The organism is Ponticaulis profundi (assembly GCF_042659465.1).
Classification (GTDB): Bacteria; Pseudomonadota; Alphaproteobacteria; order Caulobacterales; family Hyphomonadaceae; genus Ponticaulis; species Ponticaulis profundi.
Window position 1 is genome coordinate 248,618 of sequence record NZ_JBHSSW010000003.1, and the last position, 17,946, is coordinate 266,563.

Sequence of the window (17,946 nt, forward strand, 5' to 3'; positions counted from 1 at the left end):
ACCGGGTCAGCACAGAGATTTGCTGGGATTCGAGGAGTTGGAGGAAGACCTCATGTTCAGAATATTGCTCGCTGCGTTTGGGTGCGCAGCGCTCCTGATCAGTCCGGCGCAGGCCGATGACGTTGAAGGGGCGGCAGATCATCCGGCGATTGGCCGCTATGACGGGATGGAGATCACCCGCTTTGAAACGCTGGAATATGATGCCCAGCGCATGCTCGTGTCCGCTGATCCCGGCGAATATGAAAGCTTTGAAGGTGAGGTCACGCGCATTGTCTATTCTATGCCGGATGGTGCGTCCGTCCTGCAGGTGATGCGCAGTTATGAAGAAACGCTGGAAAGCGATGGCTTTGATATTCTCGTCAGCTGTCATGACATGGAATGCGACAAGGGAAGCATTGGGCGTCTGCGCTCTGCGACCTGGGGCATTATCATGGGTGTGGGCGCCGGGTTTGTGACGGCTGAGAAACGTGATGAGACGGGCGTCATCCGGGCGCAGATCGTTGTCGATAAGCGCCTGACCAATGTGAACATTGTCGAGAACGCTGCCTTTGAGAACAAGATGCTGGATGCCGAGGACATGGCGAGCAGCATTTCTGAAACCGGCCGCGTGGCAATTGAGAACATCTATTTCGATTTCAACAAAGCGACCTTGTTACCGGATTCTGACGATGCGCTGGCAGAGATGGCGAAATTGCTGAAAGAGGTGTCGGACGTGAAAGTCTATCTGGTCGGCCATACTGATAATGTCGGCAGTATGGAGGCGAACCTTGATTTGTCGCGTCGCCGTGCGGAAGCCGTGGTCGAAGCACTGGTCAGCGATTATGGCGTGAGCCGGGATCGTATCGTGCCGGCAGGCGTGGGCCCGCTGGCGCCGATTGCGTCCAATGCGACAGAAGCCGGACAGGCAAAGAACCGCCGCGTCGAGCTGGTTCAGCGCTAGATCACAGGCCTGAAAAACCGGATGGTCAGCGCGGGCAAGCTGACTTACAAGTCCGCTATGATCATCCGGTTTGCCAATGCGGGCGATGCGGCAAGCATTGCCGAGATTTACCGCCCCTTCATTGAAGGGAGTGCGGTGTCCTTTGAACTCGCTGCGCCTGATGCAACGGAAATGGCCCGGCGTATCGACAAGCTGTGGCCGACCCATCCCTGGATTGTCGCTGAAGAGGATGGCGTGGTGATTGGCTATGCCTATGGCTCGCCCTATCGCGAACGCAAAGCCTATCAATGGGCGGTCGAAGTGACGGTCTATCTGGCCGAGGCTGCGCGTGGCAAAGGGCTTGGACGCAAACTCTATGAGATGTTGATGGAGCTGCTCACGCGGCAGGGCTTCACCAAGGCCTATGGTGTGGTGACGCTGCCCAATCCGGCGAGTGCCGCGCTGCATGAGGCGGTCGGGTTTGCGCCCTTCGCTGTCTATCGCGATATCGGCTTCAAGAATGGCCAATGGCATGATGTCGGCTGGTGGGAACGCGACCTGGCCGCCAAGCAGGATCAGCAGCCCGAGCCTCAATCGCTGGAACGACTGGGGTTTGCGCGCGAGTCTGTGTTGGAGTGATCGGACGGCCTGGGTCTTGTCGGGTCGTCGATCCGGTAACCGGCCGGTAGCGAGTAACGCGCTGATGGCAAATGTTGCTGCAGAAAAGTGATCAATGTCAGATAGTAGCGTGTTTCCTGTCCCTCGCCGTAGTGCGCGTGACCGGAGTTCTTCAGGGTTATGAATTTCGCGGTTTTCCCGGATGCATCCATGGCGCGCTTCATGCTGCGTGACTGTTCGATGGAGACAATTTTGTCATCCTCGCCATGCACCAGCAGCACGGGCACCCTGATTTGTTCAACCAGATTGACGGGAGACATGGCGCGCAACTGGTCTGCGTCGTTTTTCGGGTGACCAATATGTCGGACCCAGTATTCATAGACATCGGAGTCCGTTCCATAGGCGCTCCCGACGGTTTCGATGAAAAGGCTCAGGTCAGAAATGCCGGCAAATGAAACACCGCACTGATACAAATCCGGTGTCAGTGTGATGGCGGCAAGGGCGGCATAACCGCCATATGAAGAGCCCACGATACACGCCTGATCCGGCGCTGCCAGACCAAGCTCAACAAGATGGAGAAATCCGTCCTCTGTGTCGGTCTGCATGCCAAGCCCCCATTGACGGCGCCCCCGATCTGCAAACGTCTGACCATACCCCGAGGACCCTCTGAAGTTCGGCTGAAAGACCTGATAACCATAGGCGGCAAGCAGCTGGACTTCAAAATCAAATGATATGGAATCGCGCTGTTCGGGGCCGCCATGTGGCATCACTATAAGCGGTGGAATCTCACCTTCGGTAAGTCCGGCAGGACGGGTCAGATATCCCGTCAATGCAAGCCCGTCGCGTGCCTGATATCTGATCACACGGGTGTCTGCGAGCTGCTTGCGTGACAGTGCTTCGTATTGAGAGGCAATCGGATAAACAGAACCTGTTTCTGCGTCATAAATTCGAAACGTGCCCGGATCTGTTGGACCCGTGGTGTCGAGGAGCCAGATTTTCCCGTCTTCAGACGTCTGAAGTGGAAACAGGTTTGTTGTTTCGCCAAATGATGCTTGCAGGTCATCAATATGCGCCTGAAGGTCTGGATCGACCATGTCGAACGTCAGGTGATCTTCAAAATAGTAGGCACCCATGAACGCGTTGGTGCTCTGAGTGAAAAGCACGTTTTCAATATCGAAGTCCGGGTGGATGCTGATGGTCTCGACATACGCATCTTTTTCTAAGTCGTAGAGATAAATGCCGGCGGTCTCCGTTCCATCCAGCCGCGCTGCGACGTAGTAGGTGGATGGGGTCGGTCCCGGTCCGAGCAGATTGAACTGCGGGGCCGCATCGATCATCTCATCCATTTCATTCAGTTCGATCGTTTTGATCTTCTTCCAGTTGATCTTGCCATTGTCGCGGTCATGGCGCGCATAGATATAAACCTTCGTGCCACGCCGGTTCATGTTCAGGCGAAAAGCGGGCTCACCGGCCCGGTCGACCATCCAGGCAATGGTGCGATGCGTCCCAAGCCCGGTGCGCTCATATGCGCCGGTCATCACATTGACTTTGAACAGATCCAGATCTCGCTGAAAGCGGGCGACCATCAGAATGTGGTCTTTGTCGTCATGGATCAGACTGATGAGATTGGCATTGTGAATGCTGTGCTTGAAGTCGCGCTTGTCAGACAGGAGCATGAGACGATTTGATCCGTCTCGGTCGAGCGCAATCATGCGCGTCACGGCAAGCGGATGTCCCTGAAAATTCCCGCTCTGCAAGTCAGCGATGGGAATAAAGCCAACTTCGCTCGCATTCAAATCGACATAGCCCTGCACAGTCATGATGAGCCGGTCATCCGTGATCCAATTGCTGGCCAATGGGACAAAGGTGTCGAGTTCGACGATTTCGGGGGTACGGTCTTCAGTTGTCAGGTCGATGACGGAGAATGATATCTTGTCTTCGCTGACGGCGATGCCGGACAAATAACGTCCGGACGGCGAGAGTGCCGGGTTCAGAAAGTCGGGAAAAGTGACGAAATCTGCGATCACCGGAAAAGGAGGTTTGGTGTCAGCGTCCGCCAGAGCAGGGGAAAGAGCGCAGCTGACCAGACTGGTCAGGATGAGAAAAAATAACTTAAACATGGTGTTCTTTCAAATATACAACGCAGATTATCGTAAATTTCGTGGAAGTGAATGCGTAAGAGAATTGCTTAGCCGCAATTCAAATTGGATCATGAGGGACTGGCTGACCGGTCAAAAACACCATGCTACAGAGGTGCCATGCTATATCGACCGCCTGTTCCGGCAGATTTACCTGCACTGAATGAGATGATCCTGAGATCCAAGGCGATCTGGGGTTATGATGCCGACTTCATGAAAGCTTGCGAGGATGAGTTGCGGGTGACGCCAGCCCATCTGGCGGCGCATGCCTGTCTGGCGGCATTTGATGGCGAGACGCCGGTCGGCATGGCGGGGATGGCGGTCGCAGGCGAGACGCTGGAGCTTGCCTGGATGTTCGTCGATCCTGACCATATGCGGCGCGGGATTGGCCGGGCGTTGATGGATTGGGTGGTGGCGCGCAGCCGGCTTTCCGGCGTCGAGACGCTGATCATTCATGCCGATCCGGGCGCTGAGGATTTCTACCTCAATCTGGGCGCGGTGCGCGAGGTTGAGGCGCCATCCGGTTCGATTGCCGGACGTAGCCTGCCTCGCCTGACGCTGGATTTGCGCGTCTGATCATTCGGCGGGTTTCGTTGGCGCCTTTTCACGCTTCCTGGCCCAGTGGAGGGTCATGAGCTCTGCAATATCGCGCGTACGGGTGCGAATGGTTTCCGGGGTCCAGTCCAGATAGGTGCAGGCATCTCCGACGCTGAGGAAATAGCGGTCTGCGCCTGCCTTTTTGTAAGCGGCTTTCTTCTGGTCGAATTCCTTGTTCGAGACGCGCCGGTAAAGCTCACGCGAGAGTGGAATGATATTGCCAAGCAGATCGAGACATTCGCGCTGTTCACCGGAGCTGAACGACTTCGTCCACCGGCTTTTCTGTGGCGGGTTTTTCGGCAGGATATGCTCAGCGGTGGTGTAGTCGAGATATTGCGGCATTGGCTTGCCGGTCGCCTGACACATGGCAAGTTCGACACGCCGGATGAGCGCGCCGCGCTGGAAGAGTTTCGGGAAAGGCCGCTGCAGGCGGGCAAGCGCCTTTTTCAGCTCGATATCCGGCACGTTGAACGGTGAATCCGGATCGCTGAGCGCCGTGCCTGCCCGGATCGCTTCAATCATTTTCCAGGCCATGCGGCGGCGGGGACCTTCGGAAACCTCATTGATGAACCAGACATAGAAAATGCGGTCCAGCGCCTCGAAATGGCGGTACATCTCTTCCGGGTCGGCGGCAAAGCGGATCAGGATTTCCAGCGAAACCGGCAGGAATTCCTTCCATTCATTGGCGCCGCGGCCAAGGAATTTCAGCCCGGCAATCAGCGTGTTCGGATTGCGCTTTGCATCCAGGCGCGGAATGTCCAGCCAGTGAATGCGGGCGAGTGCCTCACCATATTTCGGCAGATCCTGAAAGTGGAATGTGTCAGCGCCGCGCGACATCATCACGGCTTTCAGCGGCTCGGTGAAGCTGCGCCCGGGCGGTATCCAGTCGCCGCTCTGAATGAAGATATAGCTGCGGAGCAGGATATCGAGATTTTCCGTGCCGAGCTTGGACTCGACCTCATCCCAGATCTGCGCGGCATCATCCCGGCGTTCTGCCTCCAGCGCCTGAAGCAGGTCCGGTTTGACGAGATCACCTTCGGAGAGCTGCAGGCCGCGATTGTTCAGCACCTGAAACAGACGCAGCCCCGAGGTTGTGCTGGAGGCTGTCAGCACGATCACTTCGCACTGATGCAGCAGGTAATCGGTCAGGTCTTCGCGCCGCGGCAGGCCCGAAACGGATGGCGGTTGAGAGAGCAGGTTTCGATACTCTTCAGCCACATCGAGCATGGCCTGCAGGCGTTCCGGACGCTCTGCCTTGCTTGCGAGCTGTTTTTCAAGTGCGCCGGGCTTTGCAATGAAGCTTTCGATCAGCGGGATTTCACCGGGCGAGAATTGCAGCCGCCAGCCTGCGTCTGCGCGCGCGATCACATTGGTTTCGTCATAGACCAGGCGATGCAGGCCGCGTTTGCGCCCTTTATCCTCTTCCAGATCGCGCAGCATGCAGATGAGGATGAAAAGCGTGGTGAGGCGCTGGCGCCCATCAATGACCAGAAAGCTGCGATCGGATTCGCGCGTGAGCACGACATTTCCGAGAAAATAGCCCGGGTCCTTGCGCTGACAGGCTGAGGAGATGTCATCCAGCAAGGTCATCGCTTCCTCAATCGTCCAGCGATAGGGCCGTTGATAGGTCGGGAAGGCAAAAACGCGTGCACCTGAAAACAGTTGTGCAAGTGTGACTTGTTCTGTCTGGAATGGCGATGGCATACGGTACAGACTCTCGATGCGGTGTTCTCAGACGCGGGTTTGACAGCGCGGAATTGGAGTGGGTTTGCGTGTTTCTGAAATGGCGCGTTGCAACTATGGTGACGCTGAATGCCAGTCGACGCAATATGTGTTTCTGAGGGTGGGGAATGACGCCGACAATGGAAAAAGCCTCCGGGCTGCGCGGACAGGTGCAAAAGCTTGTGGAGAGTGCGCTCTTCCGCAACACGATCACCATTCTGATCGTTGTGAATGCGGTCACGCTGGGGCTCGACACGTTTGAAGCCGTGCCGCCGGAAGTGCGCTATGGGCTGCGAATCTTTGACTTTGCCGTGATTGTGATTTTCGCAATCGAGCTGGCGCTGAAAATCTATGCCTGGGGGCTGAACTTCTTTCGCTCGGGCTGGAATATTTTCGACTTCGTGATTGTCAGCCTGTCGATTCTGCCGGGGGCGCATGCCTTCCAGGTGCTGCGATCCCTGCGGGTTCTGCGGATTTTGCGGCTGCTGCATGTCGTGCCGATGATGAAACGGATCGTCGAAGCGCTGTTCAAGGCCTTGCCGGGCATGGGCGCGATTCTCGCGGTTCTGGGCGTGCTGGTCTATGCCGGGTCGGTGATGGCGACGACGCTTTATGGGCGCACCGACGATCCCGATGTGCATGCGCTGTTCCATGATCTGCCGGCGTCTGCCTTTACCCTGTTTCAGGTCATGACCATGGATGGCTGGCGCAATGAAGTCGTCCAGAAGGTCATGGATGACGGCCACCCTTATGCGTGGATTTTCTTCCTGATCTTCATCTTTCTGGCGAGCTTTGCGGTGCTGAACCTCTTCATCGCGCTGATCGTGGATGCGCTGCAGGCGGAACAGGAAGCCCAGCAGGAAGAGGCGATTGAGCATATCGAGGATGCGCAGGAAGAAGCGCGCCGCGAGAGCCAGCAATTGATGGCGCTGGTGAAGGATTTAAAAGACGATATCGCGGATCTGAAAGCTCAGCTGAACAAATCCTGAGGGCGATCACTCAATGGCCTGGCCAAACAGGGTGATCGCAAAGCCGAGCAGCGCAAGCGCGCCGTAAAAGCCTGTAAACAGAACCGATTTTCGGAACGTCCAGGCGCGGACGGCAGCGCCGAGGGCCTGCAGGGCATAGTAAAAGGCAAAGGCGCGCGAGGCGAAGCTGATGATGGCGAAAATGTCTGCCGTCCATGTGAGCGCAATGCCAAGACCTGCGATGAGTGCATAGCTGAGGCGAGGTGAGACACGCTTTCGGGTCAGCTCATTCACCAGACCGCCGCAACCGCCTGTGTCTGCAATGGCGGCGCTGAACTGGGCGCTCAGCGCGGCTGCGATCAGAAGCACCGGCAGGATGGGCGCGACCTGCGCCATCATGTCGATAATGGCGGTTTCTTCGAGTTTGATGTCTTCCGGACGGAAGGTGTAACTCATCAGCAGAATGTAGGCCATGTAGATGGCCGAGGAGAGCCATTGCGCATATCGCATGGAACGGATGCGCATGCGGCTGTCATACTCATCGCCGAGATAGCGTGAGGTTTCGAAGCCCTGAACGGTGACGATCAGACCAAACAGCAGGGTTATGGCCTGCCAGCCGCCCAGATTGGGCGAATGATACATCAGGCCGTCACCCGTCGCGACATCTGCAAAATGAAGCGACATCCCCATCAGAAGCCCGCCAATAATGGCGAGCTTCAGCGTCACCGAGACCTGCTCGAGCCGTTCCAGCGCGCCAAAGCCGCGTGTCCAGCCAACGGCCAGAATGAGCAGGAACAGAACGGTTGTGACGAGCCGTGCATTGTCTTCGCCGCCAGCCGGGGTGAGGCGCACAGCGAAGGCTCCGAAGAGGTTCAGATAATAGCAGACCGAGATGATATAGGCGAAAGAGAGCGCCCATGAGGCTGCGGTTTCGACGCCCTTGATGGCGGGCACATCACTGGGGCCGTCTTCCCGGTCGAGAATGTTCTGACGGATGGCGGCGCCAAAGAGATAGGCGATGAGGCAGAGGCCTGCCATGGCAAAGGGCGCGTGTGCGCCGAAGGCGTGGTCCAGAACAGGCCCGATGATCAGAAAACCGCTGCCGATGATGGAGGCCAGCGGGGTGATGGTTGCGCGCCAGCTGCGCGCATTGGCAATCGCCGGAACGCCGAGCAGCAGGATCAGGCTGGCCGTGACCAGCAGAGTGAGGACATTGGCTGTCATAGGTTTGCATTCCGCAGCGAGATGCTCTGACTGTTCCTTTACCGAAAGGTCTGAGGGGTCAAGCGTCTGGCTGGCAATCAGGCGCTTTCGAAGACCGTCTCCCAGATGGCGCGGCTATGGTCCTGATAGCGGGCAATTGCGTCGGCTGTCTCTCTGAGGCTGGCATCGTGCAGAACCTCCTGCGGGAGGAGCGGGTCCTGCAACATGTTGCGGATGAGATCACGCCCCGTCAGCAGGGACTCGCGAGCCGCAGCGTCTGGTTCCAGCGTATCAAGGCGCGCAAGGCTGGTTTCGACGGTCTCTGTGAGGTTCTGATAGGTCTGTTCGAGCGCGGGAATATCCCAGAGTGCCAGAACGCGGTCCGATTGAGCCGGTGTGAGCCCGCTGGCCAGGCAAAGGTCTGCATCCGGAGACAGGCCGAGCGCAGAGAGGTCCTGGCGCAACCCGTCCAGACCGCCTGCGAGATTGTTTGGCCGGATCTGCACATGTGGCTTCCATTGGCGAAAGCCACGCAGGCTGAGTGCACGCTGATGGCGTCGGCGCTCGGTCGCATTCGCCTGACCCTGGCTGGATTCTGCGATGAGCACCCAGTCGCCATGCCAGTCGATCATCCATCCCATGCGCGCCCGCCAGTCTCCGACATCCAGCTGGAGCCGGTTTCGGGTGGTATCGAGCGCGTAAATGGCGCGGTCCTGCTTTTCCAGCTTGCCGGATTTGACAAGCCGCGTGAGCGCAACGCGCAAGGTGGACTCGCTCAGGCCCATAATCTCGCCGGCACGGATGATGTGCTGGGCGGGCAGGCGTCGTTCGCTTGCGCCAGCCAGAATGTCGAGGATGAGAGTCGACGCGCTGAGAGATGATTCGATCATATTTCAGAAGATGGTGTGATTGACACGCAATATGCAATATTGCATAAAAAGAATCACAAAATCAAAAAATGTAAGACTCGGGCAAAGTCGACAGGGTCACAGGGAGAAAACGATGAGCGGCGACAACGCATCCACCGTCCGCGTGGAGCGCGACGGACCTGTCACGACCATCATCATGTCGAGGCCAGACCGGCGAAACGCCGTAGATGGCCCAATGGCGCGCCTGCTGCGGCAGGCCTTTCGTGACTTCGAGGCAGACGAGACGCAGAAAGTCGCCGTGCTCTGGGGTGAGCATGGCGTTTTCTGTGCGGGTGCAGACCTGACTGCCGTGAATGATCGGACGCGTGCGCATGATCTGGATATGGAAGGCGGCGGCGATGGTCCGATGGGGCCTTCGCGCATTGCGTTTTCAAAGCCGGTAATTGCGGCAATTGCCGGTTATGCTGTGGCTGGTGGTCTGGAACTTTCGCTGATGGCTGATCTGCGTGTTGCAGAAGACAGCGCGACATTCGGCGTGTTCTGCCGGCGTTGGGGCGTTCCGCTGATTGATGGCGGGACAGTGCGTCTGCCGCGCATTGTCGGGCAGGGGCGTGCCATGGACATGATCCTGACAGGTCGTCCTGTCGGTGCGCGTGAGGCGCTGGATATGGGGCTGGCAAACCGGGTCGTACCGGATGGCCAGTCGCGTGATGCTGCTGAAAAGCTCGCCCATGAAATCGCAGGTTTCCCGCAAGGCTGTATGCAGGCGGATCGGCGCTCTGCCTATGCGCAATGGGATTTGCCACTGGATGAGGCGCTGCGTCAGGAGGGGCGATGGAGCGCGCCCATGGTCGCTGCCGAAGGGCGTGCGGGCGCAAAACGCTTTGAAGATGGCGCCGGGCGCCATGGCAAGTTTGAAGACTAGCAATCCTTTCGGAGTGATCTCATGACCCATCATGGCGGGCTCTATTCAGAGCTGATCGAGCGCGGTGCTGCGCAGAATGCGGACCGGATTGCTGTCGAGTTTGGTGAGGAACGCCAGACCTTTGCCGAGGTGAATGCGCTGGCCAATCAGCTTGCCCATGCCTTTGGCACGGCCGGTTGCGGGCGTGGCCATCGGGTCGGCCTGCTCGTCAATAATGGTCTGCTCAGCGTGCCGCTGGACTTTGCCTGCGCCAAGGCTGGCATCAATCGCGTGCCGCTGAATGCGCGTCTGTCTGTGAGCGAGCATGCACGCATGCTGGCGGAAGCGCAGTGTTCTGCGCTGATCTTTGGGCCGGATCTGGCAGAGCGCGCCGATGAGCTGAAGACGATCATGCCGGAGCTGCGCTGTTTTGGACTGGGCGTAACGCCGGAAGGCGGCGAGGATTTTCTGGCGCTCGCTCAGGCGCAGCCGGAAACGCGTCCTGATGTGAAGGTCGAGGCCGATGATATCGTGCTGACGCTCTACACGTCCGGCACGACCGGCGTTCTGAAGGCGGCGCAACATACCCAAAGCTCCTACGCGGCCATTTGCCGGAACATTCTGCTCAATCTGTTTTCCGTCGGGCCGGACGATGCGATGCTGCATGCCGCCTCGCTGATCCATGCCAGTGGCACTTTTGTGCTGCCATTTTGGCTACGCGGAGGACGAACCGTCATTCTGCCGGGGTTTGTGCCGACGGCCTTTCTGGATGCGATCGAACGCTATCGTGTCAGCGCGATCAATCTGGTGCCGACCATGCTGCAAATGCTGCTCGAACAGCCCGGGCTGGAGCAGCGGGATTTTTCCGCGCTGAAGCGGATCATCTATGGTGCCTCGCCCATGCCGCGTGCGGTCATCACACGGGCGATGGAGGTGTTTGGCCGCGAGCGCTTCTGGCAATATTACGGCCAGACCGAAGCGCCGCTTTGTCTGGCGGTTCTGCGTCCGGAAGACCATGTCGACGAGCTGCTTGGCGCCTGCGGGCGGCCATCGCTCGATGCTGAAATCCGACTGATCGATGAGCAGGGGAAGGATGTGCCCGAAGGCGAGCCCGGTGAAATCCTCGTGCGAGGGCCGATGACGGTTGCGGGCTATTTCAATGCGCCGGAGCTGACCGGCGAAACCTTCGACGCCGATGGCTGGGTGCACACGCGCGATGTCGGCGTTTTCGATGCGCGCGGCTTTCTGCATCTGCGCGACCGGACGTCGGACATGATCATTTCCGGCGGCTATAACGTCTATCCGCGTGAAGTCGAGGATGCCCTGCTCAGTCATGGTGATGTTCTGGAATGCGCTGTGGTTGGCGCGCCAGACCCGAAATGGGTTGAGGCGGTGACGGCCTTTATTGTCCTGCGTGACGGCGCTGAGGTGACAGCTGAGGCCCTGATCGCTTTCGTTTCAGGTCCGCTCGCATCTTATAAAAAGCCGCACCGGATCATCTTTACCAATACCATCCCGAAAACCGCTGTGGGGAAGCTGGACCGCAAATCACTGCGCGCGCAGCTGGCATCTGAAGCGGGCGAGCCGTCATAAGAAAACAGGACGCAATCTGCGTCCTGCTTCCTGTCGCTGATGCCCTTCGGGCGATGTCGGGCGGAGGTTTACATCTCCGGGATCAGGACTTTGTCGATCACGTGGATCACGCCGTTTGAGGCTTTCACATCGGCCTTGATGACCGTGGCATCGTTCACCATCACGCCGCTTGTGGCGTCGATGTCGATCTCGCCATTCAGCGTGTCTGTGGTGAGTTCCTTGCCAGCGAGGTCAGCCGACATGACTTTGCCGGAAATGACGTGATATTTCAGAATGCCAGCCAGCTTGTCCTTGTTTTCCGGCTCCAGCAGCATGGCGATCTTTTCTTCGCCAAGCGCGGCAAATGCGTCGTCTGTCGGTGCAAGGACCGTGAACGGACCGTCAGACTTCAGGGTGTCTGCAAGACCTGCCGCTTCAGCGGCTGCCAGAAGCGTGGTGAAGCCAGCGGCTTCGGCGACGCCGACAATGTCTTTCTTTTCTTCCGTGTGGTGATTGGCGAAGACTTCCGTCACACCCGCATTCGTCATGGCCGTTGTGGTGGCCTTGTCCTTGCCGGAACAGGCATAGGCAGGAATCGCGGTCAGGCTCAGCGCGGCGATGGCTGGTAAGAGGATTTTCATGTGTCTTTCTCCTGGGGTCGTCTGGTATGTTAGGCGAGCGAGGAGGATCGATCCGGTAACGCGGCCACAGCCGTTTTTGCTGTGGTTATGAGGTCTTACGAGACAGGCCTGCGACCAGATGCCCAGATTACAAACGTTTAAGAAAAACTCACAAGAGCTTGTTCTGACAAAAGACACAATTGGCCGTATAAATAGAACAAATGTCGATATGGAAACGCCTTCTGGACAGCGCTCAGCGCGTCTTTGATCCGCACTCAGATGATGATCTGCCGGAGCGGGAAGGCGGCGAAATGTGTGCGCCAGCGCCTCATGATGTCGGCTTTACGGCGGCTGTTGTCGGACTGGGTGCCAAGCTTGCGAAAGCCGATGGCGAAGTCACGGACAGTGAGGTCGCTGTTTTCTCACAGGTTTTTCGCGCTGCGCCTGAGGATGCTGCATCTGTCCGCCGAGTCTTCAACATCGCACGCCAGACGGTGCGCGGCTATGAAGGCTATGCCTCACGGATTGCGCGGCGCTATGGGGATCGGCCCTGCCTGCTTGAAGGCGTGCTGGACGGATTGTTCTATATCGCTGGCGCGGATGGTGTCGTGACGCTGGATGAGATGCTCTATCTGCAACGGGTCTCGTCCATCTTCGGATTTTCCGATGCAGACTTTCGTCGCATCAAGGCCAGCCATCTGGGCGCGCAGCCGGATGATCCCTATGAAATTCTGGGGGTCGCGCACACGGCAGATTTCAACACGATCCGCGTCGCCTATCGCAAGCTGATGGCGGACAATCACCCCGACCGCGTCGTGACAAATGGCGCACCGCGAGAGTTTGAACACCGCGCACATGAAAAAGCAGCGGCCATAACGGGCGCTTATGCAAAAATCCGCGCAGAGCGCGGCATGTTGATGCGGGCAGATTGACGAACGGGGTTACAGCCCCCACACTCCGTATCAGGAGAAACGAATGGTACATGCACAACTTTCCGGTCAGTTCGGTACTGGCCAAGGTCAAGGTCTACTCGGTTCGATCAAGCGCGTCTTCGCGCTGATGGCAGCTTTCGCGGTCGGCGCCCTGGTGCTGATGGCGGCAGGTGTGGTTGCCGTTGCGACGGCGATTGTTGGCCTGCTGATTGCCTTTGTTGCCATGCTGCTGCGCTTTGGCGCGTATCGCGGTGTACGCGGGCGCATGTCGAAAGCAAAGAAAGCGGCTGAACGCCAGGCTGCTCAGAGCGAGCCGGTTCTGGAAGCACGCCGCACAGCACGTGGCTGGACGGTCGACGGCTAGACTTCGCGACAGGTGAGGGCGCAGATGCTGCGCCCTGCCGCATATCTGCGCTCTGATCGATTGGGCGCTTTCCCCTGTTTCTGACAATATCAGATGCCTGTCTGTGTCTTTCGCGGTCTCGGTACCGTTTGAATGTCCTGTCTGAACGGAATGCATCGCAATTTGCATTGACCGACGCGGCGGACTTTGCCATTTAGCAAGGCTCTTTCCGTGCCCCTGTGGCGGAATTGGTAGACGCGACGGATTCAAAATCCGTTTTCTTCGGAAGTGCCCGTTCGAGTCGGGCCAGGGGCACCATTTTCTTCTGACCACCCGCTCCAACTTCGTTTTCGCGATGGGTCGCGCTCATGGCTGTTGGTGCGTTCGAGTTCGGTAACTCGTGCCGCACCATTTCACATCCATCTCGGCTGCTTGAAATTAGCGCTGAAATCTCAAGCGTTTTTAATCATATCTCAAAAGAGAGCTGCTTCACTGGTCCCAGTCTTTGGATGGGGTTGGCGCATATGCGGTCAGGGTTTCGTGGTCTTTTTCTGAGTGTGCTTGCCGCGCCGCTTCTGGTGGGCGCATGTGCAAGCGTTCGTGAGCCGGAACTGAAGTCGGCCCCGCTGACGACATCCACGGTTTATTCCGGCACGTCTTCCATGCGGGAAACCATTGTTACCACGCCGGGACAGCAGGTGTATATCTGCGCACAACCCATGCCGGATGCCGCTTTTGATTTTGGTGAGAATGGTGGCTTCGCCCTCAATCTGGTGAATATCGGGAGCGGCGCTGAAGCGGGCAGTGAAGGCGAGGAAAGCCAGGAACAGGAGCTATCAGGCCGGACACCGGGCGTTCTGCAAACGCGCGAGCTGCTCTATCGCCTCTGCGAGTTTTCGCGCAATCACGATCTGTCGACGGATGTGGCCTTGCAGCTCTATGAGCGCAATCTGCAGATCATTGAGAAGATCGCGACCAATGAATCCAGGAATACTAAAGTCGCAATCGGTGACACGGTCAGCTCACAGGCGCTGAGCGAGGCCATGGTCAGCGGTGCAGCGGCTGCCCTGTCATCTCAGGCCTCATCGAAACACCGCTCAGACGACGATGCTGATGACACGTATGACGATGATTACGAAGACAATGACGGGGATGACAGCGACGACGATGATGATGGTGATGACGACAGTTCATCTTCATCTGATCCGGTCGATCCGTTCGCAAATGTCCAGATGAAGGACTAGATCTCAGCGCGCGCTATGCTGTGCAGGCAGGATGGTGCGAACGAGCTCGATCCAGTAGCTGGCCCCGATGGCGAGCGCATCATCATTGAAATCATAGGCGGGATTGTGGACCATGCAGCCATGTCCCGGACCGCCGGTTCCCATCAGAATATAACAGCCCGGAACCTCCTTCAGCATGAAGGCAAAGTCCTCTGACGCCATAATCGGCGGACGGTTCGCGTCGACCTTGTCGGCGCCGACCAGTGCCGACGCCACAGATGCGCAGATGTCGGTCTGTTCGGCGTCATTTACCAGCACAGTGTAAACCTCATTCATTCGAATGTCCGCGCGGGCACCCGCAGCGGCAGCGATCGTTTCGGCGCGGCGACGGATCTCGGTTTCGATTGTCTGGCCGTCGGCTTCCGAGAAATAGCGGCAGCATCCGGCGAGCTTTACCGTATCCGGGATGACATTATAGGCAGAGCCACCATGGATCTGCGTCACCGAGACAACAGCCGGACTGACCGGGTCAATCACGCGTGAGACAATAGTCTGAAGCGATTGAACAAGCTCTGAGGCAATGACGACCGGGTCGATGGTGGTGTGGGGCAGAGCAGCGTGACCCCCCTTGCCTGTGATCTCGATATCGAATGTGGCAAAGGCCGCCATTTGCGGACCGGGGCGCACGCCAAACTCGCCAAGCGCATGGTCTGGCCAGTTGTGCAGGCCGAAAATGTTCTCACATGGGAAACGCTTGAACAGGCCATCCTCGATCATGGCTTTTGCGCCGCCGAGATTTTCTTCGGCAGGCTGAAAAATGAAATGCACTATGCCGTCAAACTCAGGTTTTGCCGCCAAAGCCCGCGCAGCGCCGAGCAACATGGCGGTGTGGCCATCATGCCCGCAGCCATGAAACACGCCCTCATGGATGGAGGCGTAATCCTTGCCGGATTTTTCATCCATCGGCAGAGCATCAAGATCAGCGCGCAGACCAATCGCGTGGTTGGACGTGCCGTGCTTCAGCGTTGCGACAATGCCCGTTCCGCCAATCCCGGTTTCGACATCAAGCCCCAGCGCGCGGAGCTCTTTTTCCACGAGGGCCGCCGTGCGGTGTTCTTCAAAACCAAGCTCGGGGTGTTTGTGGATGTCGCGGCGAATATCCTGCATCCAGGGGGAAAGCGTCTGAGCGTCGTCGAGAAGTTTCATGATGGCGTTCCGGTCTGCTGCGAGGCTGTCTCTGTTGTCGGCTGTTGCGTCTGCAAAGGCAATGTCTGTTCGACAGGCGAAGTTCCTTCCCGCTCGCGCTCGCCCGATAGAGACGCTTGGTATCTGCTGCCGGTGAGACGCCAACAAACCGGGAATGCAATAAGATGAGCATGTCAGAACAGGGACTGATCCTGAAAGCGAGCACGGATGAAGCGCGCTGTGATTCCTATCGGGTTGGCGGCGCGATTGTCGATCATGATGTGATCAGTGGTCTGTGGCGGATGTGGTATTATTGCCGTGATCGCGCCTTTGGCGGCCCGGCAACGCTGGGCACCGGTTATATCGCGCATGCGAGGTCTGAGGATGGGATCCATTGGACCCGCGTGGATGGCGATTGTGAGAAAGGCGCTGTGTTTGCGCCAAGCACGGACCCGGCTGCCTTTGACAGTGTGCATGTCGGTCTGACCGATGTGACGCGCGGGGCCGGTGAGTGGCTGATGTGGTATTTCGGCGGTGATGCCACGCCGCGTGAAAACAAGGCGGCATTTCTGGGTGGTCCGGTCGCCGGGCTTGGCATGCGGCCGGGACTTGCGCGCAGTCAGGACGGTGTCCACTGGGAGCGTGTGTCCGGTGCGCTCGCCAATGGCGCGCTGATCGATTTCCCGGCAGACGACATGTATGCCTCCTGGCCGAATGTCATTCATGACGGGCAGCGCTATGTCATGCAGTACACGGCACCCACGCTTGATCTTGGCTATTTCCATACGCGCGTCGCAGTCTCGACAGATGGCCGGACATGGGACGGCGCAGGTGAGCTGAACTGGGCAGATGGCGTACGCGGTTTCGATGAGGGCGGGCTGGTAACGCGCCAGATTCTGCCGAACCCGCTTCTTGGTGGGCGTCGCTTCCTGATGATCTATACGGCCACGGACAAGGATCATAAGCGCGCCGTGGCGGCTGCAGACTCCGACAATGCACTCGACTGGTATCACCTCTATGAGGAGCCGATTTTCGAAACTGGCCCGGAAGGCGCATGGGACAGCTATGGCGTGGCGGCCAACCGCCTCGTGGTGGCGGGAGATCAGCTGTATTTCTATTATTATGGCTTCCAGTCGCTGACCGATCCGACGACCGCGCGGGGCATTGGTCTGGCGGTTTGTCCGGTCGGCGACCTGCGCAGATTGACGCGTGTAACGGCTTAGCGACGAAAGTCAGTTGACGGCGCGCAAGGTCTGCCTCAAAAACTATACGAACAACAAATAAATTCACTGCATGTCAGCTGGCAGCAAGTGAAGGTTCGATAGGAGAGGGAGGCGCGCCATGAAAGCTCAGGCGGCAATTGCCTATAAAGGCGAAGCGGGATTCCGTTTTGAAGAGATAGAAGTTGATGGTCCGCGCGAGGAAGAAATCCTTGTGCGGATTGAAGGCGTTGGCCTGTGTCACACGGATCTCGTTTTCGCATCGGGCGCAATGGAGGATTATCCGTTCCCAGCGGTGCTCGGCCATGAGGGATCTGGAGAGGTTGTCTCTGTCGGCGCGAAGGTTTCAAAGGTCGCGCCGGGTGACAAGGTTCTGATCACCTTCCGCTCCTGCGGGGCCTGTGATGGCTGCGAAAATCCGCGAGTGTGCTCAGATCATTCTGGTCGAGCCAATGGCAGAGCGCCGCAAGCTGGCAGAAGACTTTGGCGCGACGCACACCATCGCACCGGAAGAGGGCAAGTGCTTCTCCGAAGCCGTGCGCGAGATCGTTCCGCTCGGGGTCGATAATGCGTTTGATACTTCTGGCGTTCCAGCGGTGCAGGCGTCGGCTCTGGCGTCACTGGGGTCCAAAGCCACGCTCGGACTGGTGGGGATCAGCCCGCCAGGCACGCCTTTGCCGGGTGAGGTGAACAATGTGATGACTTTTGGTCAGTCGATCCGCGGCATCATTGAAGGCGATAGCGATCCGGACGAATTCCTGCCGGAACTGATTGGCTATTACAAAGCGGGCAAGCTGCCATTTGATAAACTGGTCAAGACGTATCCGCTCAGTCAGATCAATCAGGCCATACATGACCAGCACGCTGGGACATGTGTGAAAGTTGTGCTGATACCGGACAAAAACTAGACTTT

Annotated in this window: 19 protein-coding genes and 1 tRNA gene; 13 read left to right on the forward strand and 7 right to left on the reverse strand. The window is 58.0% G+C overall.

Features of this window, described 5'->3' with window-relative positions:
• Nucleotides 1-52 precede the first annotated feature (52 nt).
• Together ACFQDM_RS02795 and ACFQDM_RS02800 are read left to right on the forward strand one after the other, a co-directional pair.
• Nucleotides 53-940, forward strand: coding sequence for an OmpA family protein (locus ACFQDM_RS02795; protein WP_377375154.1), 888 nt, complete (start codon nt 53-55; stop codon nt 938-940).
• A gap of 57 nt (nt 941-997) precedes the next feature.
• Nucleotides 998-1,558: an arsinothricin resistance N-acetyltransferase ArsN1 family B gene (locus ACFQDM_RS02800; RefSeq protein ID WP_377375156.1), complete on the forward strand. Its 561-nt coding sequence runs from the start codon at nt 998-1,000 to the stop codon at nt 1,556-1,558.
• On the opposite strand, the gene ACFQDM_RS02805 is transcribed toward ACFQDM_RS02800, so the two are convergent.
• Complete coding sequence (locus tag ACFQDM_RS02805; RefSeq protein WP_377375158.1) at nt 1,510-3,657, reverse strand: alpha/beta hydrolase family protein; 2,148 nt, start codon at nt 3,655-3,657, stop codon at nt 1,510-1,512. The two genes, ACFQDM_RS02800 and ACFQDM_RS02805, sit on opposite strands and share 49 nt — an antisense overlap.
• Before the next feature lie 138 nt (nt 3,658-3,795).
• Between ACFQDM_RS02805 and ACFQDM_RS02810 the strand changes: the two genes are divergently transcribed.
• Entirely contained in the window at nt 3,796-4,251 is a 456-nt protein-coding gene (locus ACFQDM_RS02810) for a GNAT family N-acetyltransferase (RefSeq protein ID WP_377375160.1), read from the forward strand.
• Here the strand turns inward: ACFQDM_RS02810 and ACFQDM_RS02815 are convergent, their stop codons facing one another.
• A complete protein-coding gene (locus ACFQDM_RS02815) occupies nt 4,252-5,976 on the reverse strand; it encodes a DUF262 domain-containing protein (RefSeq protein ID WP_377375163.1) in 1,725 nt (574 codons plus the stop codon).
• Nucleotides 5,977-6,122: 146 nt separating this feature from the next.
• Between ACFQDM_RS02815 and ACFQDM_RS02820 the strand changes: the two genes are divergently transcribed.
• Nucleotides 6,123-6,983, forward strand: a complete 861-nt coding sequence (locus ACFQDM_RS02820; RefSeq protein ID WP_377375165.1) for an ion transporter — start codon at nt 6,123-6,125, stop codon at nt 6,981-6,983.
• A gap of 6 nt (nt 6,984-6,989) precedes the next feature.
• Here ACFQDM_RS02820 and ACFQDM_RS02825 read toward each other — a convergent pair whose 3' ends face one another.
• Nucleotides 6,990-8,186, reverse strand: coding sequence for a hypothetical protein (locus ACFQDM_RS02825; RefSeq protein ID WP_377375168.1), 1,197 nt, complete (start codon nt 8,184-8,186; stop codon nt 6,990-6,992).
• 77 nt (nt 8,187-8,263) lie between these two features.
• Nucleotides 8,264-9,055, reverse strand: coding sequence for a PaaX family transcriptional regulator (locus ACFQDM_RS02830; protein ID WP_377375170.1), 792 nt, complete (start codon nt 9,053-9,055; stop codon nt 8,264-8,266).
• Nucleotides 9,056-9,167: 112 nt separating this feature from the next.
• Between ACFQDM_RS02830 and ACFQDM_RS02835 the strand changes: the two genes are divergently transcribed.
• Nucleotides 9,168-9,959, forward strand: a complete 792-nt coding sequence (locus ACFQDM_RS02835) for a crotonase/enoyl-CoA hydratase family protein (protein WP_377375173.1) — start codon at nt 9,168-9,170, stop codon at nt 9,957-9,959.
• A gap of 21 nt (nt 9,960-9,980) precedes the next feature.
• Entirely contained in the window at nt 9,981-11,531 is a 1,551-nt protein-coding gene (locus ACFQDM_RS02840; RefSeq protein ID WP_377375176.1) for a class I adenylate-forming enzyme family protein, read from the forward strand.
• A gap of 68 nt (nt 11,532-11,599) precedes the next feature.
• Here ACFQDM_RS02840 and ACFQDM_RS02845 read toward each other — a convergent pair whose 3' ends face one another.
• Nucleotides 11,600-12,058 carry a fasciclin domain-containing protein gene (locus ACFQDM_RS02845; protein WP_377375393.1) on the reverse strand — a complete coding sequence of 153 codons (459 nt, stop codon included), beginning with the start codon at nt 12,056-12,058 and terminating at the stop codon, nt 11,600-11,602.
• Nucleotides 12,059-12,351: 293 nt separating this feature from the next.
• Here ACFQDM_RS02845 and ACFQDM_RS02850 point away from each other — a divergent pair, with 293 nt between their 5' ends.
• From ACFQDM_RS02850 to ACFQDM_RS02865, 4 genes are all read left to right on the forward strand, one after another.
• Nucleotides 12,352-13,062: a TerB family tellurite resistance protein gene (locus tag ACFQDM_RS02850; protein WP_377375178.1), complete on the forward strand. Its 711-nt coding sequence runs from the start codon at nt 12,352-12,354 to the stop codon at nt 13,060-13,062.
• 43 nt (nt 13,063-13,105) lie between these two features.
• Entirely contained in the window at nt 13,106-13,426 is a 321-nt protein-coding gene (locus ACFQDM_RS02855; protein ID WP_377375180.1) for a hypothetical protein, read from the forward strand.
• Between the two features lie 212 nt (nt 13,427-13,638).
• Nucleotides 13,639-13,723, forward strand: a tRNA-Leu gene (locus tag ACFQDM_RS02860).
• 206 nt (nt 13,724-13,929) lie between these two features.
• Nucleotides 13,930-14,649 carry a hypothetical protein gene (locus tag ACFQDM_RS02865; protein WP_377375183.1) on the forward strand — a complete coding sequence of 240 codons (720 nt, stop codon included), beginning with the start codon at nt 13,930-13,932 and terminating at the stop codon, nt 14,647-14,649.
• A gap of 3 nt (nt 14,650-14,652) precedes the next feature.
• On the opposite strand, the gene ACFQDM_RS02870 is transcribed toward ACFQDM_RS02865, so the two are convergent.
• Nucleotides 14,653-15,834 carry a M20 aminoacylase family protein gene (locus ACFQDM_RS02870; RefSeq protein ID WP_377375186.1) on the reverse strand — a complete coding sequence of 394 codons (1,182 nt, stop codon included), beginning with the start codon at nt 15,832-15,834 and terminating at the stop codon, nt 14,653-14,655.
• A gap of 164 nt (nt 15,835-15,998) precedes the next feature.
• On the opposite strand from ACFQDM_RS02870, the gene ACFQDM_RS02875 reads away from it, so the two are divergent.
• Entirely contained in the window at nt 15,999-17,036 is a 1,038-nt protein-coding gene (locus tag ACFQDM_RS02875) for a hypothetical protein (RefSeq protein WP_377375188.1), read from the forward strand.
• 73 nt (nt 17,037-17,109) lie between these two features.
• Here ACFQDM_RS02875 and ACFQDM_RS02880 read toward each other — a convergent pair whose 3' ends face one another.
• Nucleotides 17,110-17,340 (reverse strand): hypothetical protein, encoded by a 231-nt coding sequence (locus ACFQDM_RS02880; protein ID WP_377375402.1) that lies wholly within the window; start codon nt 17,338-17,340, stop codon nt 17,110-17,112.
• On the opposite strand from ACFQDM_RS02880, the gene ACFQDM_RS02885 reads away from it, so the two are divergent.
• Both ACFQDM_RS02885 and ACFQDM_RS02890 read left to right on the forward strand, forming a co-directional pair.
• Nucleotides 17,248-17,601 (forward strand): alcohol dehydrogenase catalytic domain-containing protein, encoded by a 354-nt coding sequence (locus ACFQDM_RS02885; protein ID WP_377375396.1) that lies wholly within the window; start codon nt 17,248-17,250, stop codon nt 17,599-17,601. The two genes, ACFQDM_RS02880 and ACFQDM_RS02885, sit on opposite strands and share 93 nt — an antisense overlap.
• Nucleotides 17,486-17,941 (forward strand): zinc-binding dehydrogenase, encoded by a 456-nt coding sequence (locus ACFQDM_RS02890; RefSeq protein WP_377375191.1) that lies wholly within the window; start codon nt 17,486-17,488, stop codon nt 17,939-17,941. The genes ACFQDM_RS02885 and ACFQDM_RS02890 overlap by 116 nt, the downstream gene beginning before the upstream one ends.
• Nucleotides 17,942-17,946 lie beyond the last annotated feature (5 nt).

Bases quoted from the DNA above. Each gene is read 5' to 3' on its own strand.
- ACFQDM_RS02825 (WP_377375168.1), bottom strand. From the start codon at position 8,186: ATGACAGCCAATGTCCTCACTCTGCTGGTCACGGCCAGCCTGATCCTG.
- ACFQDM_RS02815 (WP_377375163.1), bottom strand. From the start codon at position 5,976: ATGCCATCGCCATTCCAGACAGAACAAGTCACACTTGCACAACTGTTT.
- ACFQDM_RS02835 (WP_377375173.1), top strand. From the start codon at position 9,168: ATGAGCGGCGACAACGCATCCACCGTCCGCGTGGAGCGCGACGGACCT.
- ACFQDM_RS02850 (WP_377375178.1), top strand. From the start codon at position 12,352: ATGTCGATATGGAAACGCCTTCTGGACAGCGCTCAGCGCGTCTTTGAT.
- ACFQDM_RS02845 (WP_377375393.1), bottom strand. From the start codon at position 12,058: ATGACGAATGCGGGTGTGACGGAAGTCTTCGCCAATCACCACACGGAA.
- ACFQDM_RS02865 (WP_377375183.1), top strand. From the start codon at position 13,930: ATGCGGTCAGGGTTTCGTGGTCTTTTTCTGAGTGTGCTTGCCGCGCCG.
- ACFQDM_RS02870 (WP_377375186.1), bottom strand. From the start codon at position 15,834: ATGAAACTTCTCGACGACGCTCAGACGCTTTCCCCCTGGATGCAGGAT.
- ACFQDM_RS02820 (WP_377375165.1), top strand. From the start codon at position 6,123: ATGACGCCGACAATGGAAAAAGCCTCCGGGCTGCGCGGACAGGTGCAA.
- ACFQDM_RS02890 (WP_377375191.1), top strand. From the start codon at position 17,486: ATGGCAGAGCGCCGCAAGCTGGCAGAAGACTTTGGCGCGACGCACACC.
- ACFQDM_RS02830 (WP_377375170.1), bottom strand. From the start codon at position 9,055: ATGATCGAATCATCTCTCAGCGCGTCGACTCTCATCCTCGACATTCTG.
- ACFQDM_RS02810 (WP_377375160.1), top strand. From the start codon at position 3,796: ATGCTATATCGACCGCCTGTTCCGGCAGATTTACCTGCACTGAATGAG.
- ACFQDM_RS02805 (WP_377375158.1), bottom strand. From the start codon at position 3,657: ATGTTTAAGTTATTTTTTCTCATCCTGACCAGTCTGGTCAGCTGCGCT.
- ACFQDM_RS02855 (WP_377375180.1), top strand. From the start codon at position 13,106: ATGGTACATGCACAACTTTCCGGTCAGTTCGGTACTGGCCAAGGTCAA.
- ACFQDM_RS02840 (WP_377375176.1), top strand. From the start codon at position 9,981: ATGACCCATCATGGCGGGCTCTATTCAGAGCTGATCGAGCGCGGTGCT.
- ACFQDM_RS02795 (WP_377375154.1), top strand. From the start codon at position 53: ATGTTCAGAATATTGCTCGCTGCGTTTGGGTGCGCAGCGCTCCTGATC.
- ACFQDM_RS02875 (WP_377375188.1), top strand. From the start codon at position 15,999: ATGAGCATGTCAGAACAGGGACTGATCCTGAAAGCGAGCACGGATGAA.
- ACFQDM_RS02800 (WP_377375156.1), top strand. From the start codon at position 998: ATGATCATCCGGTTTGCCAATGCGGGCGATGCGGCAAGCATTGCCGAG.
- ACFQDM_RS02880 (WP_377375402.1), bottom strand. From the start codon at position 17,340: ATGGCCGAGCACCGCTGGGAACGGATAATCCTCCATTGCGCCCGATGC.